Origin of the sequence: Micromonospora sp. NPDC057141, assembly GCF_042670805.1 — a bacterium.
In the GTDB taxonomy this organism is placed as follows: Bacteria; Actinomycetota; Actinomycetes; order Mycobacteriales; family Micromonosporaceae; genus Micromonospora.
This window is the reverse complement of record NZ_JBHUVA010000069.1, coordinates 1-14155: the sequence shown is the minus strand read 5'-3', so window position 1 is coordinate 14155 and position 14155 is coordinate 1. Positions and strand designations below refer to the sequence as shown.

Below are 14155 nucleotides of genomic sequence, written 5' to 3'. Positions count from 1 at the left end.
AAGGGGTGACGCCAGATGGGGCTGGACAACGTCGCGGTGCACTGGCCGCGGACCGGCCGCTTCTACGATCCGGTCGCACCGGCCGAGTTCGTCGACTTCGGCGAGATCGTCGACGTGCCGCGGATCTCCGCGCCGACGGCGGCCCTCGCCGAACACGTCGCCAAGACCGGTACGGTCCGGGCGACCGCGTACACGGAGTTGGTCGACCTGCTGCTCGGGCTGGAGAATGTGCTCTACGCCACGGAGAACGCGGCCGAGGACGAAGACCCGGTGATCGACCCGGACGGCTGTGCCTGGATCGCCGGCGGGATGGAGCGCTTCGTGGCCGGGCACCGCCCACACGGGGAGACCGTCACCTTCGACTCGGTCAGCACCGTGCTGCGTGGGCTGCTCGCCGACGGCCGTCTCGCCGAGCAGCAGCTGCGCTGGCTCGGCACGCGCCTGGACGCGCTGCGCGACGAGAACGGCGACCCACCGCAGTGGGACTTCACCTGTGCCGAGCTGGGCGTGCTGGCGGCCTTCTACCGCCGCTGCGCCGACCGGGGCTTCGCCGTCTACGCCGACGCCTGACCCGGCCCGGGCAGCGGGGGTCAGCCGTACGTGTCGCGAGGGCCCCTGCCCCGGACGCGGCGCGGCCCCCGGGACCAGGACGGCGCGGCCGGGCCGTGGATGTGCAGCTTGCGCACCACGTTGTGGCCCACCTCGCTGGCGATCTGGCGGAGCAGGGAGGCGGCGAGCAGCCGCAGCTGCGTCGCCCACGCGGTGGACCGGGCCTCGACGGTCAGCTCGCCGTTCTCCAGCTTCACCGGGCGGCTGTTCTGGGCGACCTCGGAGCCGACGACCCGCTCCCACGCCCCGAAGACCGTCGCCTCGGCGGCCGGCTGCTCCCAGCCGCGCGCCTTCATCAGTCGGCCCAGCACGACGCCCAGCGGCTGCGGGTCGCGGGGGTCCGGCCCGGGCCCGGAGTAGCCGCGCAGCCGCCGGCCGCCCTCGCCGTCGCCGGAGACGACGCTGCGGCGGCGGGTCTTGGCCGCCGCCTCCCGCCGGGACCGCGCGGCGTCCAGCACCGCCCGGGCCAGCTCCGGCCCCGCCGCCCCGGCGGGCGCGTCGCCGTTGCCCCCGCCACCGCCCTTGCCGCTGCTCTCGGCGGCCGGGCCGCCCGACCCCGACCCCACTGCGGGGGTACGCGGCCCGAGCCGGGCCGGCGGCAGCTCCTGCTCATCCGGCACGCCGCACCTCCCCCTCGCCGACCTGATAGCGGACGCCGCGCAGGCCGGCCGGCACGTCGTCGTCCACGGCGCAGGTCACCAGCAGCTGGCTCGCCCCGCCGACCAGGCCCGCCAGCCGCTCCCGGCGGCCCGCGTCGAGCTCGGCGAAGACGTCGTCGAGCACCAGCACGGGCTCGATGCCGTCGGAGCGGAGCAGGTCGTACCCGGCGAGCCGCAGGGCCAGGGCGAACGACCAGGACTCGCCGTGGCTGGCGTACCCCTTGGCGGGCAGCGGGCCGAGGGTGAGGGCCAGGTCGTCGCGGTGCGGGCCGACCAGCGTGGTGCCGCGTTCGACCTCGGCGGACCGGGACTCGGCCAGCGCCGCGAGCAGCGCCTCGGCCAGCGCGGCCCGGTCCGCCGTCGGGTCGGTCAGCTCCAACGACGGCCGGTACGCGATCCCTGCCGCGCCCTTGCCGGCGGCGACCGCGTCGTACGCCTTGGTGACGTGCGGGCCGAGCGCGGCGACGAGCTCCAGCCGACCGGCGAGCAGTTCGGCCCCGTGCCGGGCCAGGTGGGTGTCCCAGACGGCGAGGGTGGACAGGTCACCGCCGCGCGTCCCGCCGGTCTTGCGGGCCAGGTACGCGGTGCGCAGCAGGGCGTTGCGCTGCTTGATGACCCGTTCGTAGTCGGCGCGCACCCCGGCGTACCGGGGTTGGCGGTTGACCAGCAGGTCGTCGAGGTAGCGGCGGCGTTCCGCCGGATCGCCGCGGACGAGCTCCAGGTCCTCCGGGGCGAACAGCACCAGGCGCAGCGCGCCGAGGACGTCGCGGGCCCGCCGGGCCGGTGAGCGGCCCAGCCGGGCCCGGTTGGCCTTGCCGGGGACGATCTCCAGCTCGACCAGCAGTTCCCGGCCGTCGTGCACCACCGCGCAGCGGATCACGGCCGAGGTGGTGCCCAGCCGCACCAGCGGGGCGTCCGTGGCGACCCGGTGCGAGCCCAGCGTCGCCACGTAGCCGAGCGCCTCGACGAGGTTGGTCTTGCCGGTGCCGTTGGCGCCGACCAGCACGTTGGGGCCGGGTTCGAGGTCGACGGCGACCCGCTCGTAGGAGCGGAAGTCGACCAGTTCGAGCCGGCGGACGTACACGGGCGGTGGACGCGGCTCAGCGCTTGTGGACGGAGTGGCCGCCGAACTGCTGGCGCAGGGCGGCGACGGCCTTCATGGCAGGCGAGTCTTCCTGCCGGGAGGTGAACCGGGCGAACAGCGAGGCGGCGATGACGTTCAGCGGCACGGCCAGGCGGATGGCCTCGTCGACCGTCCACCGGCCCTCGCCGGTGTCTTCCGTGTAGCCGCTCAGGTCGGACAGGTCCGGGTCCTCGTCGAGGGCCCGGTCGAGCAGGTCGAGCAGCCAGGACTGGACGACGGTGCCCTCGCGCCAGGACTTGAACACGCCCGGCACGTTGGTGACCAGCTCGGATTTGGTCAGCAGCTCGTAGCCCTCGGCGTAGGCGTGCATGAGGCCGTACTCGATGCCGTTGTGCACCATCTTGGTGTAGTGGCCGGCGCCGACCGGGCCGGCGTGCACGAAGCCGAACTCGCCGGCCGGCTTGAGCGCCTCGAAGATCGGCATCAGCCGGACGACGTGTTCCTGCGCGCCGCCGACCATCAGGGCGTACCCGTTCTCCTTGCCCCAGACGCCGCCGGAGACGCCGGCGTCGAGGTATCCGATGCCGCGTGCGGCGAGCCGCTCGGCCCGGGGGGCGTCGTCGCTGAACCGGGAGTTGCCGCCGTCGATGAGGATGTCGCCCTCGCCGAGGTGCTCGGCGAGGGCGTCGATGGTGGCGTCGGTGACGCCGGCCGGAACCATCACCCAGATGGCCCGGGGGGCGTCGAGCTTCTCGGCCAGCTCGGCCAGGCTCGCGACGTCGCTGCGGTCGGCGTTGCGGTCGTAGCCGACCACCTCGTGACCGGCGGCGCGCAACCGCTCGCGCATGTTGCCGCCCATGCGGCCGAGTCCTACGAGGCCGAGCTGCATGTGTTCCTACCTCCGCTGCGTCCGGGTCGGGTGTGCGCGATCAGCGGGAGACGCGGATCGGCATGATGAGGTACCGGTACCCAGGGATGACCTCGCCATCCTCGCCTGCGGGGGAAATCACCGCCGGCTTGAAGGCGTCGACGAACGCCAGCTGCGCGAACTGGGCGCCCAGGTTGGTCAGACCGTCGATGAGGTACTGCGGGTTGAAGCCGATGGTCAGCGGGTCGCCGGTGAAGGTGGCCTCCATCGCCTCGCTGGCCCGCGCCTCCTCGGTGCCGCCCGCCTCCACGACGAGGCCGTCGGAGCTGAAACTGAGCAGCACGGGGGTGGTGCGCTCGGCGACCAGCGCCACGCGCTTCACGACCTCGATGAGGGTGCTCACGGCGAGACGGGCCTCGGCGTTGTGGCTGGCGGGGAAGAGCGAGCGCACCGGCGGGTAGTTGGCACCGTCGAGCAGCCGGCTGGTGGTGCGCCGGGTGCCGCCGGAGAAACCGATCATGCCCTCGCCGGCGGCGCCCTGGGAGAGCGCCATCGTCACGTGACCGCCGAGCGGGCCGAGGGCCTTGGCGGTGTCGTGCAGGGTGCGCGCCGGCACCAGGGCGTTGATGCTCACCTCGGGGTCGTCCGGGTGCCACTCCATCTCGCGCAGGGCGAGCCGGTAGCGGTCGGTGGCGAGCATGGCCAGGTTGCCGCCGGTGAGCTCGATGCGGACGCCGGTCATCATCGGCAGCGTCTCGTCCCGGCCGGCGGCCACGGCGACCTGGGCAACGGCGGCGGCGAACGCGGCGGCGTCGACCGTGCCGGTGCTTTCCGGCATCTCGGGCAGGGCGGGGTAGTCCTCCACCGGCATGGTGGGCAGGGTGAACCGCGCGCTGCTGCAGACCAGCTCCAGGTGCGCGCCGACCGCGGCGATGTCCACCGGCTTCGCGGGGAGCGCCTTGGTGATCTCGGCGAGCAGCCGGCCGGAGACCAGGGCGGCCCCGTCGGCGTCGCCCTGCACCTCGACGGTCACCTGGCTGGAGACCTCGTAGTCGAAGCCGGAGACCTGCAGGTTGCCGTCGGTCACCCGGAGCATCACCCCGGCCAGCACCGGCACGGACGGCCGGTTGGGCAGGCTCTTCGCGGTCCACGCCACGGCCTCGGCGAGCGCGTCGCGCTCTACTCGGAACTTCATCAATGCCTCCGCGTCGACGTCAGCGACAACTCTCTCATGCCGACCGCTGCCCACCGTCCCGCCCGGCTGTGCGGGTTCCCATCGCACCTTAGGGCGCGGGGGCATCGGCTGTGCGCCCGACCCCGTGGATCGGGCCGGTGCCGGAGCGACTGTCTCCGGCCGTTCCGACCCCATCCACAGGAAGTCCAACGGTGATGATTGGTTTTTGTTCTCTTAGAAGAACAAACTCGTCGTCTTCGTAGCACCTGTGGAAACTGTGGAAAACCCGCGTCTGCGCAGCTCAGACACGTTATCCACCGGTGGTTATCCTGTGGAGAACCCGGGGTAAAACCGGGCCGGTCGTCCACAGGCTCTCCGATCCACCGGGTTGTCCACCGCCGTCCACCGGTTATCCACCGGTTATCCACAGACTTTCTCCCCAGTCCTGTGGACGCGCCGCGCCGGTCTTCGTGTGGTTATCCCCAGAACCTTCAACAGGAAGCCCACAGGTGGCCTCCCGCCTGTGGGCGACGGGAGGCATCGTCCACAGGTGTCCACAGGCGTCCACAGGTTCGTCTCCAGGGTTTTTCCACAGCCTGTGGGTAACCGAGGTCGGACGGAACGTAGTTATCCACCATCTGTGGACAACCGCATGTGGACAGGATGTGGAAACTGTGGACGAGCACGACCCGATCCTGGGGCCTCCACCGGGTCGAGGGTCAACGCGAAGCGTCCTGGCACGCCCTGTGGAGAACGGATCCGGGGCTTGGAGGTGACCGGCGTCACCTCCGGCTCGGTGGCCGGAGACGGGGTCCGCCGCCCCCCGGACGCGAAAACGCCCGGCCGTGGTCGGCCGGGCGTCGGTCGCCGTGCCTGCGGGCGTGGGCGTGGGTGGCGTACGGGTCAGGTGGTCTGCTTGATCCGGTTGGTCAGCTCGGCGATCTGGTTGTAGAGCGAGCGGCGCTCCGCCATCTGCTGGCGGATCTTCCGGTCGGCGTGCATGACGGTCGTGTGGTCCCGACCGCCGAACGCCTGCCCGATCCGGGGCAGCGACAGGTCGGTCAGCTCCCGGCACAGGTACATGGCGACCTGGCGCGCGTTGACCAGCACCCGGGAACGGGAGTGCCCGCGCAGATCCTCCAGGCTGACCCCGAAGTAGTCGGCGGTGGAGACCATGATCTGGTCGGCGGTGATCTCGGGGCCGGCACCGTCGGGGATGAAGTCCCGCAGCACCTCCTCGGCCAGCGACAGCTCGACGGTCGACCGGGTGAGGCTGGCGAACGCGGTGACCCGGATCAGCGCCCCCTCCAGTTCCCGGATCGAGTTCGACACCCGGGACGCGATGAACTCCAGCACGTCCGGCGGCGCGTAGAGCCGCTCCTGGGCCGCCTTCTTCTGCAGGATCGCGATCCTGGTCTCCAGGTCGGGCGGCTGGATGTCGGCGAGCAGCCCCCACTCGAACCGGGTGCGCAGCCGGTCCTCCAACGTCGCGAGTTGCTTCGGCGACCGGTCGGAGGTGACGACGATCTGCTTGTTGGCGTTGTGCAGCGTGTTGAAGGTGTGGAAGAACTCCTCCTGGGTCCGCTCGCGGTTCTCCAGGAACTGGATGTCGTCGATCAGCAGGATGTCGACGTCGCGGTAGCGGCGCTGGAACGCGCTCGTCTTGTCGTCGCGCACCGAGTTGATGAAGTCGTTGGTGAACTCCTCGGTCGAGACGTACCGGACCGAGCGGGCGTTGCCCAGTGTCGTGGCGTAGTGGCCGATGGCGTGCAGCAGGTGGGTCTTGCCCAGCCCGGAGCTGCCGTAGATGAACAGCGGGTTGTACGCCTTCGCCGGCGACTCGGCGACCGCGACGGACGCGGCGTGCGCGAACCGGTTGGACGAGCCGATGACGAACGTCTCGAACATGTACTTCGGGTTGAGCCGGTTCCCCCCGGTCTCCGCGCCGCCGGGGAGCCGCCGGTCGTCCCGGCCGCCCGGACGGTGATCCATGCCACTGCGCCCCGGTCCGCTGTCCGTGCCGCCGTCGCGCGGCAACCGCTGAGGGGACGGCACGGCGCCGGCCGAGTATCGGGCCTCGTAGGGCCGGGCCGCGCCGGCGACGTCGACCCGGGGCCGCTCCTCGAAGCCGCGCCGGTCGGCACCCGGCAGCAGCGGTTCGGCGAAGGCGTCGCCGAACAGGGGCTCCTGGGCGTCCCGGGCGGCCGGGACGAGCCCCGGTCGGTGCCCGTCGTCGGCCGTCGTCGGCCGGGACGCGGGCCCCGGCTGTCCCGGCTGTCCCGGCTCGGCCGACCCGCGCTCGGGATGCCCGGCGGTGTCGTCCTGGCCCGGGTGGGGTGACCACGCCTGGTCGGCGTCGCCCGGCTCGTCGCGACCCGGGTGGGCCGGGGCGGGAAAGCCGGGCATCCCGTGCGCGGGCTCGTGCCGGCTCGCGCCGGGCTCGTCGTACCCGCGGGGGTCGAACACCGGTGGGGCGTCGAAGCCGACGGCCCCGTCGAGGGCGGGCTGTTCTCCCGGGTCGGTGTCCGGGGCGCTGCGGTAGACCGTGCCGGCGGGGCGGCCCGAGGGGTCCTCGGCGAGTCGGACGGTCACCGCCACCTGGATCGGGCGGCCCAGTCGCCGGGTCAGGGCCTCGGTGATGGCCGGTCGCAGCCGGGACTCGATCACATCGCGGGTGAAGGCGTCCGGAACGGAGAGCAGGGCGGTGTCCTCGACGATTGCGCGGAGCCGGGTGAGTCGCAGGTACGCGCGTTGCTGCGCGGAGATGATCTCGTCGGCGAGTTCGTCCGTGGTCGCCGTCCACACCGCGGCTAGGTCGGTCGTACCGGCCACCGTCGTGCCACCCCCCTCGCTTCTGCTCCCGACCGCCGCTGTGGTCCAGTCGGACGACTCACCGGCCGTTATCCACAAGTTATCCACAGCCTGTGTGTACTGACCGATTGTGGCCCCCCGCCCGAGGCGGGTGGGACCTGCCCCCTGTCTGGACGGGCGCTGAAGCGGGTTTCACCGTGCCGAACGATTCACTGCCTGGTCGGGTCTTGCCCGAGTCCGGTCCTGCTCGACGAAGACCGTCTCGCCCGACGACGGGAACGGGGCGACGACGCCGACCGCAAACGCGCACGCTAACAGCGTGAGGGTGGGGCCATCAACCGTCGGCGCGGCGGCGCCCTTGGCGACATCAGTGAAAAGCAGCGCTTCGGCCGTGGTCAGGGGCCTGCGGGGGCCGTGGCGGGGTGTTTGACGCTCATTGCCCCTCTGCGTAGCCTGGAACGGCTGCTCTGCCGCCCTCTGCTAGGGTGGTGCGTGCTTGCTGTCCGCGGTCGCCTTCCCCGCATCGTCGAGGTCCCGCGCCGCCGGGCAGCACCGATCGGGGGCCACCGCCGAGGTGGCCTGGACCACCACACGACCCCGGCGGTCCCGCCCCCGGGGCGTACGAAAACGGAGAGCCTGACGTGAGCAAGCGCACCTACCAGCCGAACAACCGCCGGCGCGCGAAGACCCACGGCTTCCGGCTGCGCATGCGCACCCGGGCCGGCCGCGCCATCATCTCGACCCGTCGTTCCAAGGGCCGCACCCGCCTGTCGGCCTGAGGCCGACCGAGGCCGGTCCGGGGGACGTGGGCAGTCGTGCTGGCGGCCGCGCAACGACTGCGGCGCAGCAGTGACTTCGCCGCAGCGGTCCGGGCTGGTCGCCGGGCTGGTCGTGGCGTGGTCGTGGTCCACCTGAACCTGCCCGGCACACCGGGGACACCGACGGACGCCTCGCCGAAGCCGGCGCGGACCACCGGTGCGGAGGACACCTCCGCAGCGACCCGCGCCGGCTTCGTCGTGTCGAAGGCCGTCGGCCCGGCCGTCGTCCGTAACACGGTCCGCCGTCGGCTGCGGCACCTGGTCCGCGAGCGGCTCGCGGCCCTGCCCGAGGGCAGCACCCTGGTCGTACGGGCCCTCCCGGCCGCGGCCGAGGCGTCGTGTGCCCGGCTCGGGGCCGACCTCGACGCGGCGATCGCCGCAGCCCGCACCCCCCGGGGGCGGCGGCCCCGATGAGCAGCGATTCCACGGCGTCGCGGCCGACGAGCTTGGGTGCCCGGGTGCTGACCGGCCCCATCATCGCGTACCGTCGTTGGATAAGCCCGGCGCTGCCGGCCCGCTGTCGGTTCTACCCGTCGTGCAGTGCGTACGCCCTTGAGGCCGTGGCCCGGCACGGGGCGATTCGGGGGGTCGGTCTGACGGTCCGACGGTTGTTGCGCTGCCACCCCTTTCACCCTGGTGGACACGACCCGGTGCCCGAGCCGGGCGGTCGCCGCCGTGCCGAAGTGACTGGAGCCTGAGAATTGTTCAGTCTGGACTGGATCTACTACGCGATCTCGTGGATCCTGCTGACCTGGCACTCGGCCTGGGACGCCATCGGAGTGCCGGTCGACGCGGTGATCGGGACGAACTGGGCCTGGATCCTGGCCATCGTCTTCCTGGTGGTCACCGTCCGGGTGATCCTGTTCCCGGTCTTCGTCAAGCAGATCAAGTCCCAGCGGGCCATGCAGGCGCTCCAGCCCAAGGTGAAGGAGCTCCAGGAGAAGCACAAGGGTGACCGGGAGACGCTCCAGAAGGAGATGATGGAGCTCTACCGGAAGGAAAAGGCCAACCCGCTCATGGGCTGCCTTCCGATGTTCCTCCAGATCCCGGTCTTCCTCGGCCTCTTCCACGTACTGCGTCGCCTCGATCCGGCCAAGATCAACAAGACTCTCTACGGTTGGACGGTCGAGCAGTTCGACAGCGCCTCCAGCGCCAAGCTCTTCACCGCCCCGATCGCCGGCAAGTTCGGCTCGACCGCCGACGAGCTGGCCCGCCTCGGGGCCAACGGCACCACCGTGAAGGTGATCGCCGGCATCCTGGTCCTGGTGATGATGGGCACCACCTACCTCACCAGCCGCCAGATGATCCTCAAGACCGGCTGGGCGGAGGACCCGCAGCAGAAGATGGTGCAGCGCCTGATGCTCTACGGCATCCCGCTGTCGCTGCTCGTCTCGGGCGCGATCTTCCCGATCGGTGTGATCATCTACTGGGTCACGAACAACCTCTTCACCCTCGGCCAGCAGCAGTGGGTGCTGCGCAAGTACCCGCCGCCGCCCACCCCGGGCCGCACCGGCGTCAAGTCCAACAGCCCGGTCCAGCCGGCCAGGACCGCCGGACTGTTCGGCCGCAAGGCCGCCCCCGCCCCGGTCAAGCAGTCCCCGGCAGCGCCGAAGGTCGCCGGCCCGAAGCCGGGCGCCAAGCCGGTCAACCCGAAGAAGAGCGGCCCGGCCAAGCGCCAGGGCTGACGCCTCCCCGTCCGCGCCGGCCCGTCCGGCGCGGACGGGACCGGGCCCTGGCCGCCGCCCGTGAGGCAGCGCCGGGCCGGACCCGCCGCGCGCAGCGCGGTCGCGGGCGACAGCCGCCCGTACAGACGTGCCCGTGGGCACCGGCGATCTCCCGCCGGCCCCGGGGAACCAGCGGACCCGACGGTCCGGCCGAGCGAGTACGGAGATGAGACCGTGACCGAGACCAGCATCCCCAGCGCTGACCAGTCAGTGGACGAGGAGAGCACGCCGATCGAGGCCACCGACGACATCGAGGAGGAGGAGGCCGAAACCGGGGCCGCTCCCCGGGAGAAGAAGGTGCCGGCCGAGAGTGAGCTGTTCCGGCAGAGCGAGATCGCGGCCGACTACGTCGAGGGGCTGCTCGACATCCTCGACTACGACGGGGACATCGACGAGCTGGTGTCCGGTGGGCGTCCGATGGTCGAGGTGGTCGGTGGTCGGCTGCAGAACCTGGTCGGGCAGCGCGGGGCCACCCTGGAGGCGCTCCAGGAGCTGGCCCGGCTGGCGGTGTTCCGGCAGACCGGGACGCCGAGCCGGCTGCTGCTCGACGTCGGCGGATACCGCGCCACCCGCCGCAAGGAGCTCGCCGCCGTCGCCAAGAACGCGGTGGAGAAGGTCAAGGAGTACGGGGAGCCGGTGCGTCTCGAGCCGATGTCCGCCTTCGAGCGTAAGTGCGTCCACGACGTCGTCAACGCGATGAGCGGCGTGGAGAGCGAGTCCGAGGGCGTCGAGCCGAACCGCCGCATCGTCGTCCGGCCGGCGGACTGATCGGGTGACCCACGACGACAGCACGGCTGCAGCCGTGTCCGGCCCGGGTGGCACGCCGCCCGGGCCGTCGCCTGCCCGGCCAGGGCCGGCCGACGAAAAGCCCAGCGGTACGCCCGGAGCCGAGGCAACGCCGTCCGGCGTGACGGCGTCGGCCCCCGGGGACGCGCCGACCCGCCCGGTCGGGGAGGCACCGGATCCGGCCGTCGCGACACTGCCGCCGGAGCTGGCGGAGGCCGCCCGTGCCCTCTTCGGCGACCGGCTGGAGCTCGCCGCCGCGTACGCGGAACTGCTCGCCACCGACGGGGTGGTCCGTGGCCTCATCGGGCCGCGGGAGGCACCGCGGATCTGGGACCGGCACCTGCTCAACTGCGCCGCGGTGGCGGAACGGATCCCGCAGGACGCGTCGGTGATCGACGTCGGCTCGGGTGCCGGCCTACCCGGGCTGGTGTTGGCCATCGCGCGTCCCGACCTGACGGTCACGCTGGTCGAGCCACTGGCCCGCCGCACCGCGTTCCTCGTCGAGGTGGTCGAGGAGTTGGGGCTGGCGAAGACGGTTCGGGTCTTCCGGGGGCGGGCCGAGGAGGCGGCGACCGGCTCCACCGGGGCCGGCCCCTTCAGCGCAGACATCGTCACCGCTCGCGCCGTCGCGCCGCTCGACCGCCTCGCCGCCTGGTGCCTGCCGCTGACCGTGCGCGGCGGCAGGCTGGTGGCGATGAAGGGCGCATCTGCGGCCGACGAGATCGCGGAGCACGCCGAGGCCGTCGCGAAGCTGGGCGGGGGCGAGCCGACCGTGCAGCGCTGCGGGGTCGGCGTGATCGATCCGCCCGCGACGATGGTGGAGATCGTGCGTGAGCGGGTGGTGAACCAGCCCCGCGTCAAGTCGGCGGCGAAGCGCTCGCGCGGCGGACGCCGCCGGAGCCGCTGACCCGACTTCTTCCCAGCGCGCCGGCTTCCCGCCGCAGGTCGGGTCGTTGAAACGGATGCGGGTACGCGCGGGCGGGAAACCCGGCGTGGACCGGCCGCGCCCGTCCGCCGTAGGCTGACCGCGCGTCGATAGTGTGGAGCGGGCGGCATCTGACCCCGAGGGGGTCCCGGCCGCTCCCGCCGGGCCGTAGGCTCCGTGATGCGAACGAGCGTGGCCAAGACGACGGGGTGCGGGCCGACCATCCGGAGCGGGTAGGGATGACAGGTGCATGACGACGGCAGGTACGACGATCCACGGGTGAACGGTCGCGGAGAGAAGTCCGCAGCGGGCCCCGTTTCACGTGAAACCGACGAGCACGGCTGGCCCGGTGATCCCCGCAGCGCGGCGGTGCGCCCGACCGGCGGCGGCCCGGCCTCCCGCCGTGACGTCCCTGCCGTCGGCATGGGCAGCGGCACCGCCAGTCCCCGGGCGGAGGGGCCCGGGGCGGTCTACGGCGGCTCCGGCGCCCCGGCGACCGGCCGCCCCGACGCGGGGCTTTCCGCCCGCTTCGAGTCGCCACCACCCCGGCCCGCCGCCGTCCTGCCCCAGCAACCCGCACCGCACGTGGTGCCCGACGCGGCCCCGACGGCCGCCGTTCCAGTCGACACGCCGGTTCCGCCGGCCGGGGCCTATGGCACCGAACCGGCGGATGCCGCGTACGTTTCACGTGAAACCCCGACGCGCGAAGAGGATGACCCACCGTTGGCTATGGAGGCTATGCGCGCCGTGCAGATCCTTAATCCGAGTGGCGAGGTGACCATGCCGCGCCCGGAGCGGACCCGGGTGATGTGCGTCGCCAACCAGAAGGGCGGCGTGGGGAAGACCACGACCACGGTGAACCTGGCGGTGGCGCTCGCCCTGCACGGCAACCGGGTTCTCGTGGTCGACCTCGACCCGCAGGGCAACGCGTCGACGGGGCTGAACGTCCCGCACCACACCGGCGTACCGGACGTCTACGACTGCCTGATCAACAGCGTCCCCCTGGAGGAGGTGGCCCAGGGCGTCGAGGGCATCCCCAATCTCTGGTGCGTGCCGGCCACGATCGACCTGGCGGGTGCCGAGATCGAGTTGGTGTCCGTGGTGGCCCGCGAGTCGCGGTTGTCCCGGGCGATCGACGCCTACCCCGGCCACTTCGACTACGTCTTCATCGACTGCCCGCCGTCGCTCGGTCTGCTCACCGTCAACGCGTTGGTGGCCGCGCAGGAGGTGCTCATCCCCATCCAGTGCGAGTATTACGCGCTGGAGGGGCTGAACCAGCTGATCAACAACATCAACCTGGTCCGCAAGCATCTCAACCCCAGGCTTGAGGTCTCCACCATCCTGCTCACCATGTACGACCGGCGTACCCGACTGGCCGACGCGGTGGAGCAGGACGTCCGGAACCACTTCGGCGACAAGGTTCTCCAGGCGGTGATCCCCCGGAACGTTCGAGTCTCCGAGGCACCGAGCTACGGCCAGTCGGTCATGACCTACGATCCCGGTTCACGGGGGGCGACGAGTTACTTCGAGGCCGCCCAGGAGATCGCCGAGCGTGGGGTCAAGGAGCCGGTGAGCCGGAATGCGTAGTGCGGACGAGTCGCTGGGAGGCGTCGTATGAAGAACCGTCCTCGGGGTGGTCTGGGTCGAGGGCTCGGGGCGCTGATTCCCACCGGTCCGGTCCAGCCCGTCGAGACGACGACGGCGATGCCCGACGACGGCGAGCCGCCCGTCCCGGCCCCGGCGATGGCACCGGGGCCGGGACCGGCGGTGGCACCGATCGAGGTCGAAACCCCTGGGGTCATGCAGCCCGCCGAGCCTCAACTCAGCCCGGTGCCCGGTGCCCGGTTCGCTGAGATCCCGGTCGACGCGATCGTGCCCAACCCGAAGCAGCCCCGCCAGATCTTCGACGAGGAGGCCCTGGAAGAGCTGAAGACCTCCATCCAGGAGGTCGGCTTCCTCCAGCCGATCGTGGTGCGGGCACTGGACGGCGACAAGTACGAACTCGTCATGGGCGAGCGCCGGTGGCGGGCCGCGCAGGCGGTCGGCCGGGAGAACATTCCCGCCATCGTCCGGGACACCCGGGACGACGCCATGCTCCGGGACGCCCTGCTGGAGAACATCCACCGGGCCAACCTCAACCCGCTGGAGGAGGCCGCTGCGTACCAGCAACTCCTGGAGGAGTTCGGCGCGACCCACGAGGAGCTGGCCCGCCGGATCGGCCGGAGCCGCCCGCAGATATCCAATACCATCCGGCTGCTGAACCTGCCCGCCCAGGTGCAGCGCCGCGTCGCCGCCGGGCTGCTCTCCGCCGGCCACGCCCGCGCGCTGCTGAGCCTGGACGAGGCACAGGCGCAGGAGCAGCTCGCCGCGCGCATTGTTGCCGAGGGGATCTCCGTCCGGTCGACCGAGGAGATCGTCGCGCTCGCGCTGGCGGACGGGCCGGAAAAGGCCCCGGCCGCGAAGCGGCGGACCACGGCGCATGCCCCGGCCCTCACGGATCTCGCGGACCGGCTCTCCGACCGTTTCGACACCAGGGTGAAGGTGGACATCGGCCGGAGCAAGGGCAAGATCACTATCGAGTTCGCCACGGTCGACGACCTGGAGCGGATCGTCGGCATCATCGGGGTCGGCCAGGAGGAGACACCCGAGGACTGACCCGCCACGCCTGCCGCCGGCCGCGCCGTCCCACCCAGGACC

General features: G+C 72.1%; 14 protein-coding genes. 9 read left to right on the top strand and 5 right to left on the bottom strand.

Going from position 1 to position 14155, the window contains the following annotated elements:
* Positions 1-15: 15 nt before the first annotated feature.
* On the top strand, positions 16-570 hold the full coding sequence (locus ACFT41_RS25800; protein ID WP_377586365.1) for a hypothetical protein: 555 nt from the start codon (positions 16-18) through the stop codon (positions 568-570).
* A 20-nt stretch (positions 571-590) separates the two neighbouring features.
* On the opposite strand, the gene ACFT41_RS25795 is transcribed toward ACFT41_RS25800, so the two are convergent.
* The 5 genes from ACFT41_RS25795 to dnaA form a co-directional block, all read right to left on the bottom strand.
* Positions 591-1229: a DciA family protein gene (locus ACFT41_RS25795; protein WP_377586363.1), complete on the bottom strand. Its 639-nt coding sequence runs from the start codon at positions 1227-1229 to the stop codon at positions 591-593.
* Positions 1219-2352 carry a DNA replication/repair protein RecF gene (gene recF / locus ACFT41_RS25790; protein ID WP_377586361.1) on the bottom strand — a complete coding sequence of 378 codons (1134 nt, stop codon included), beginning with the start codon at positions 2350-2352 and terminating at the stop codon, positions 1219-1221. The genes ACFT41_RS25795 and recF overlap by 11 nt, the downstream gene beginning before the upstream one ends.
* A 16-nt stretch (positions 2353-2368) precedes the next feature.
* Positions 2369-3241, bottom strand: a complete 873-nt coding sequence (gnd, locus tag ACFT41_RS25785; protein WP_377586359.1) for a phosphogluconate dehydrogenase (NAD(+)-dependent, decarboxylating) — start codon at positions 3239-3241, stop codon at positions 2369-2371.
* 40 nt (positions 3242-3281) lie between these two features.
* On the bottom strand, positions 3282-4415 hold the full coding sequence (gene dnaN / locus ACFT41_RS25780; protein WP_377586357.1) for a DNA polymerase III subunit beta: 1134 nt from the start codon (positions 4413-4415) through the stop codon (positions 3282-3284).
* Positions 4416-5297: 882 nt separating this feature from the next.
* Positions 5298-7226 carry a chromosomal replication initiator protein DnaA gene (gene dnaA / locus ACFT41_RS25775; RefSeq protein WP_377586355.1) on the bottom strand — a complete coding sequence of 643 codons (1929 nt, stop codon included), beginning with the start codon at positions 7224-7226 and terminating at the stop codon, positions 5298-5300.
* A gap of 620 nt (positions 7227-7846) precedes the next feature.
* On the opposite strand from dnaA, the gene rpmH reads away from it, so the two are divergent.
* The 8 genes from rpmH to ACFT41_RS25735 all read left to right on the top strand — a co-directional run bounded on the left by rpmH (position 7847) and on the right by ACFT41_RS25735 (position 14113).
* A complete protein-coding gene (gene rpmH, locus ACFT41_RS25770) occupies positions 7847-7984 on the top strand; it encodes a 50S ribosomal protein L34 (protein ID WP_117668129.1) in 138 nt (45 codons plus the stop codon).
* A 36-nt stretch (positions 7985-8020) separates the two neighbouring features.
* Positions 8021-8437: a ribonuclease P protein component gene (gene rnpA, locus ACFT41_RS25765; RefSeq protein ID WP_377586353.1), complete on the top strand. Its 417-nt coding sequence runs from the start codon at positions 8021-8023 to the stop codon at positions 8435-8437.
* Positions 8434-8721 (top strand): membrane protein insertion efficiency factor YidD, encoded by a 288-nt coding sequence (gene yidD / locus ACFT41_RS25760; RefSeq protein WP_377586351.1) that lies wholly within the window; start codon positions 8434-8436, stop codon positions 8719-8721. The genes rnpA and yidD overlap by 4 nt, the downstream gene beginning before the upstream one ends.
* Before the next feature lie 3 nt (positions 8722-8724).
* Positions 8725-9708 (top strand): membrane protein insertase YidC, encoded by a 984-nt coding sequence (gene yidC, locus ACFT41_RS25755; RefSeq protein WP_377586349.1) that lies wholly within the window; start codon positions 8725-8727, stop codon positions 9706-9708.
* A 213-nt stretch (positions 9709-9921) separates the two neighbouring features.
* Positions 9922-10515: a protein jag gene (locus ACFT41_RS25750; RefSeq protein WP_377586347.1), complete on the top strand. Its 594-nt coding sequence runs from the start codon at positions 9922-9924 to the stop codon at positions 10513-10515.
* Positions 10516-10726: 211 nt separating this feature from the next.
* Positions 10727-11440 (top strand): 16S rRNA (guanine(527)-N(7))-methyltransferase RsmG, encoded by a 714-nt coding sequence (rsmG, locus tag ACFT41_RS25745; protein WP_377586397.1) that lies wholly within the window; start codon positions 10727-10729, stop codon positions 11438-11440.
* 264 nt (positions 11441-11704) lie between these two features.
* Positions 11705-13045, top strand: coding sequence for an AAA family ATPase (locus tag ACFT41_RS25740; protein WP_377586345.1), 1341 nt, complete (start codon positions 11705-11707; stop codon positions 13043-13045).
* 27 nt (positions 13046-13072) lie between these two features.
* Positions 13073-14113: a ParB/RepB/Spo0J family partition protein gene (locus ACFT41_RS25735; protein WP_377586343.1), complete on the top strand. Its 1041-nt coding sequence runs from the start codon at positions 13073-13075 to the stop codon at positions 14111-14113.
* Positions 14114-14155: the final 42 nt, after the last annotated feature.

Excerpts from the sequence above, each read along its gene's own strand:
- ACFT41_RS25800 (WP_377586365.1), top strand. The coding sequence starts at position 16 with ATGGGGCTGGACAACGTCGCGGTGCACTGGCCGCGGACCGGCCGCTTC.
- gnd (WP_377586359.1), bottom strand. The coding sequence starts at position 3,241 with ATGCAGCTCGGCCTCGTAGGACTCGGCCGCATGGGCGGCAACATGCGC.
- dnaN (WP_377586357.1), bottom strand. The coding sequence starts at position 4,415 with ATGAAGTTCCGAGTAGAGCGCGACGCGCTCGCCGAGGCCGTGGCGTGG.
- yidD (WP_377586351.1), top strand. The coding sequence starts at position 8,434 with ATGAGCAGCGATTCCACGGCGTCGCGGCCGACGAGCTTGGGTGCCCGG.
- ACFT41_RS25735 (WP_377586343.1), top strand. The coding sequence starts at position 13,073 with ATGAAGAACCGTCCTCGGGGTGGTCTGGGTCGAGGGCTCGGGGCGCTG.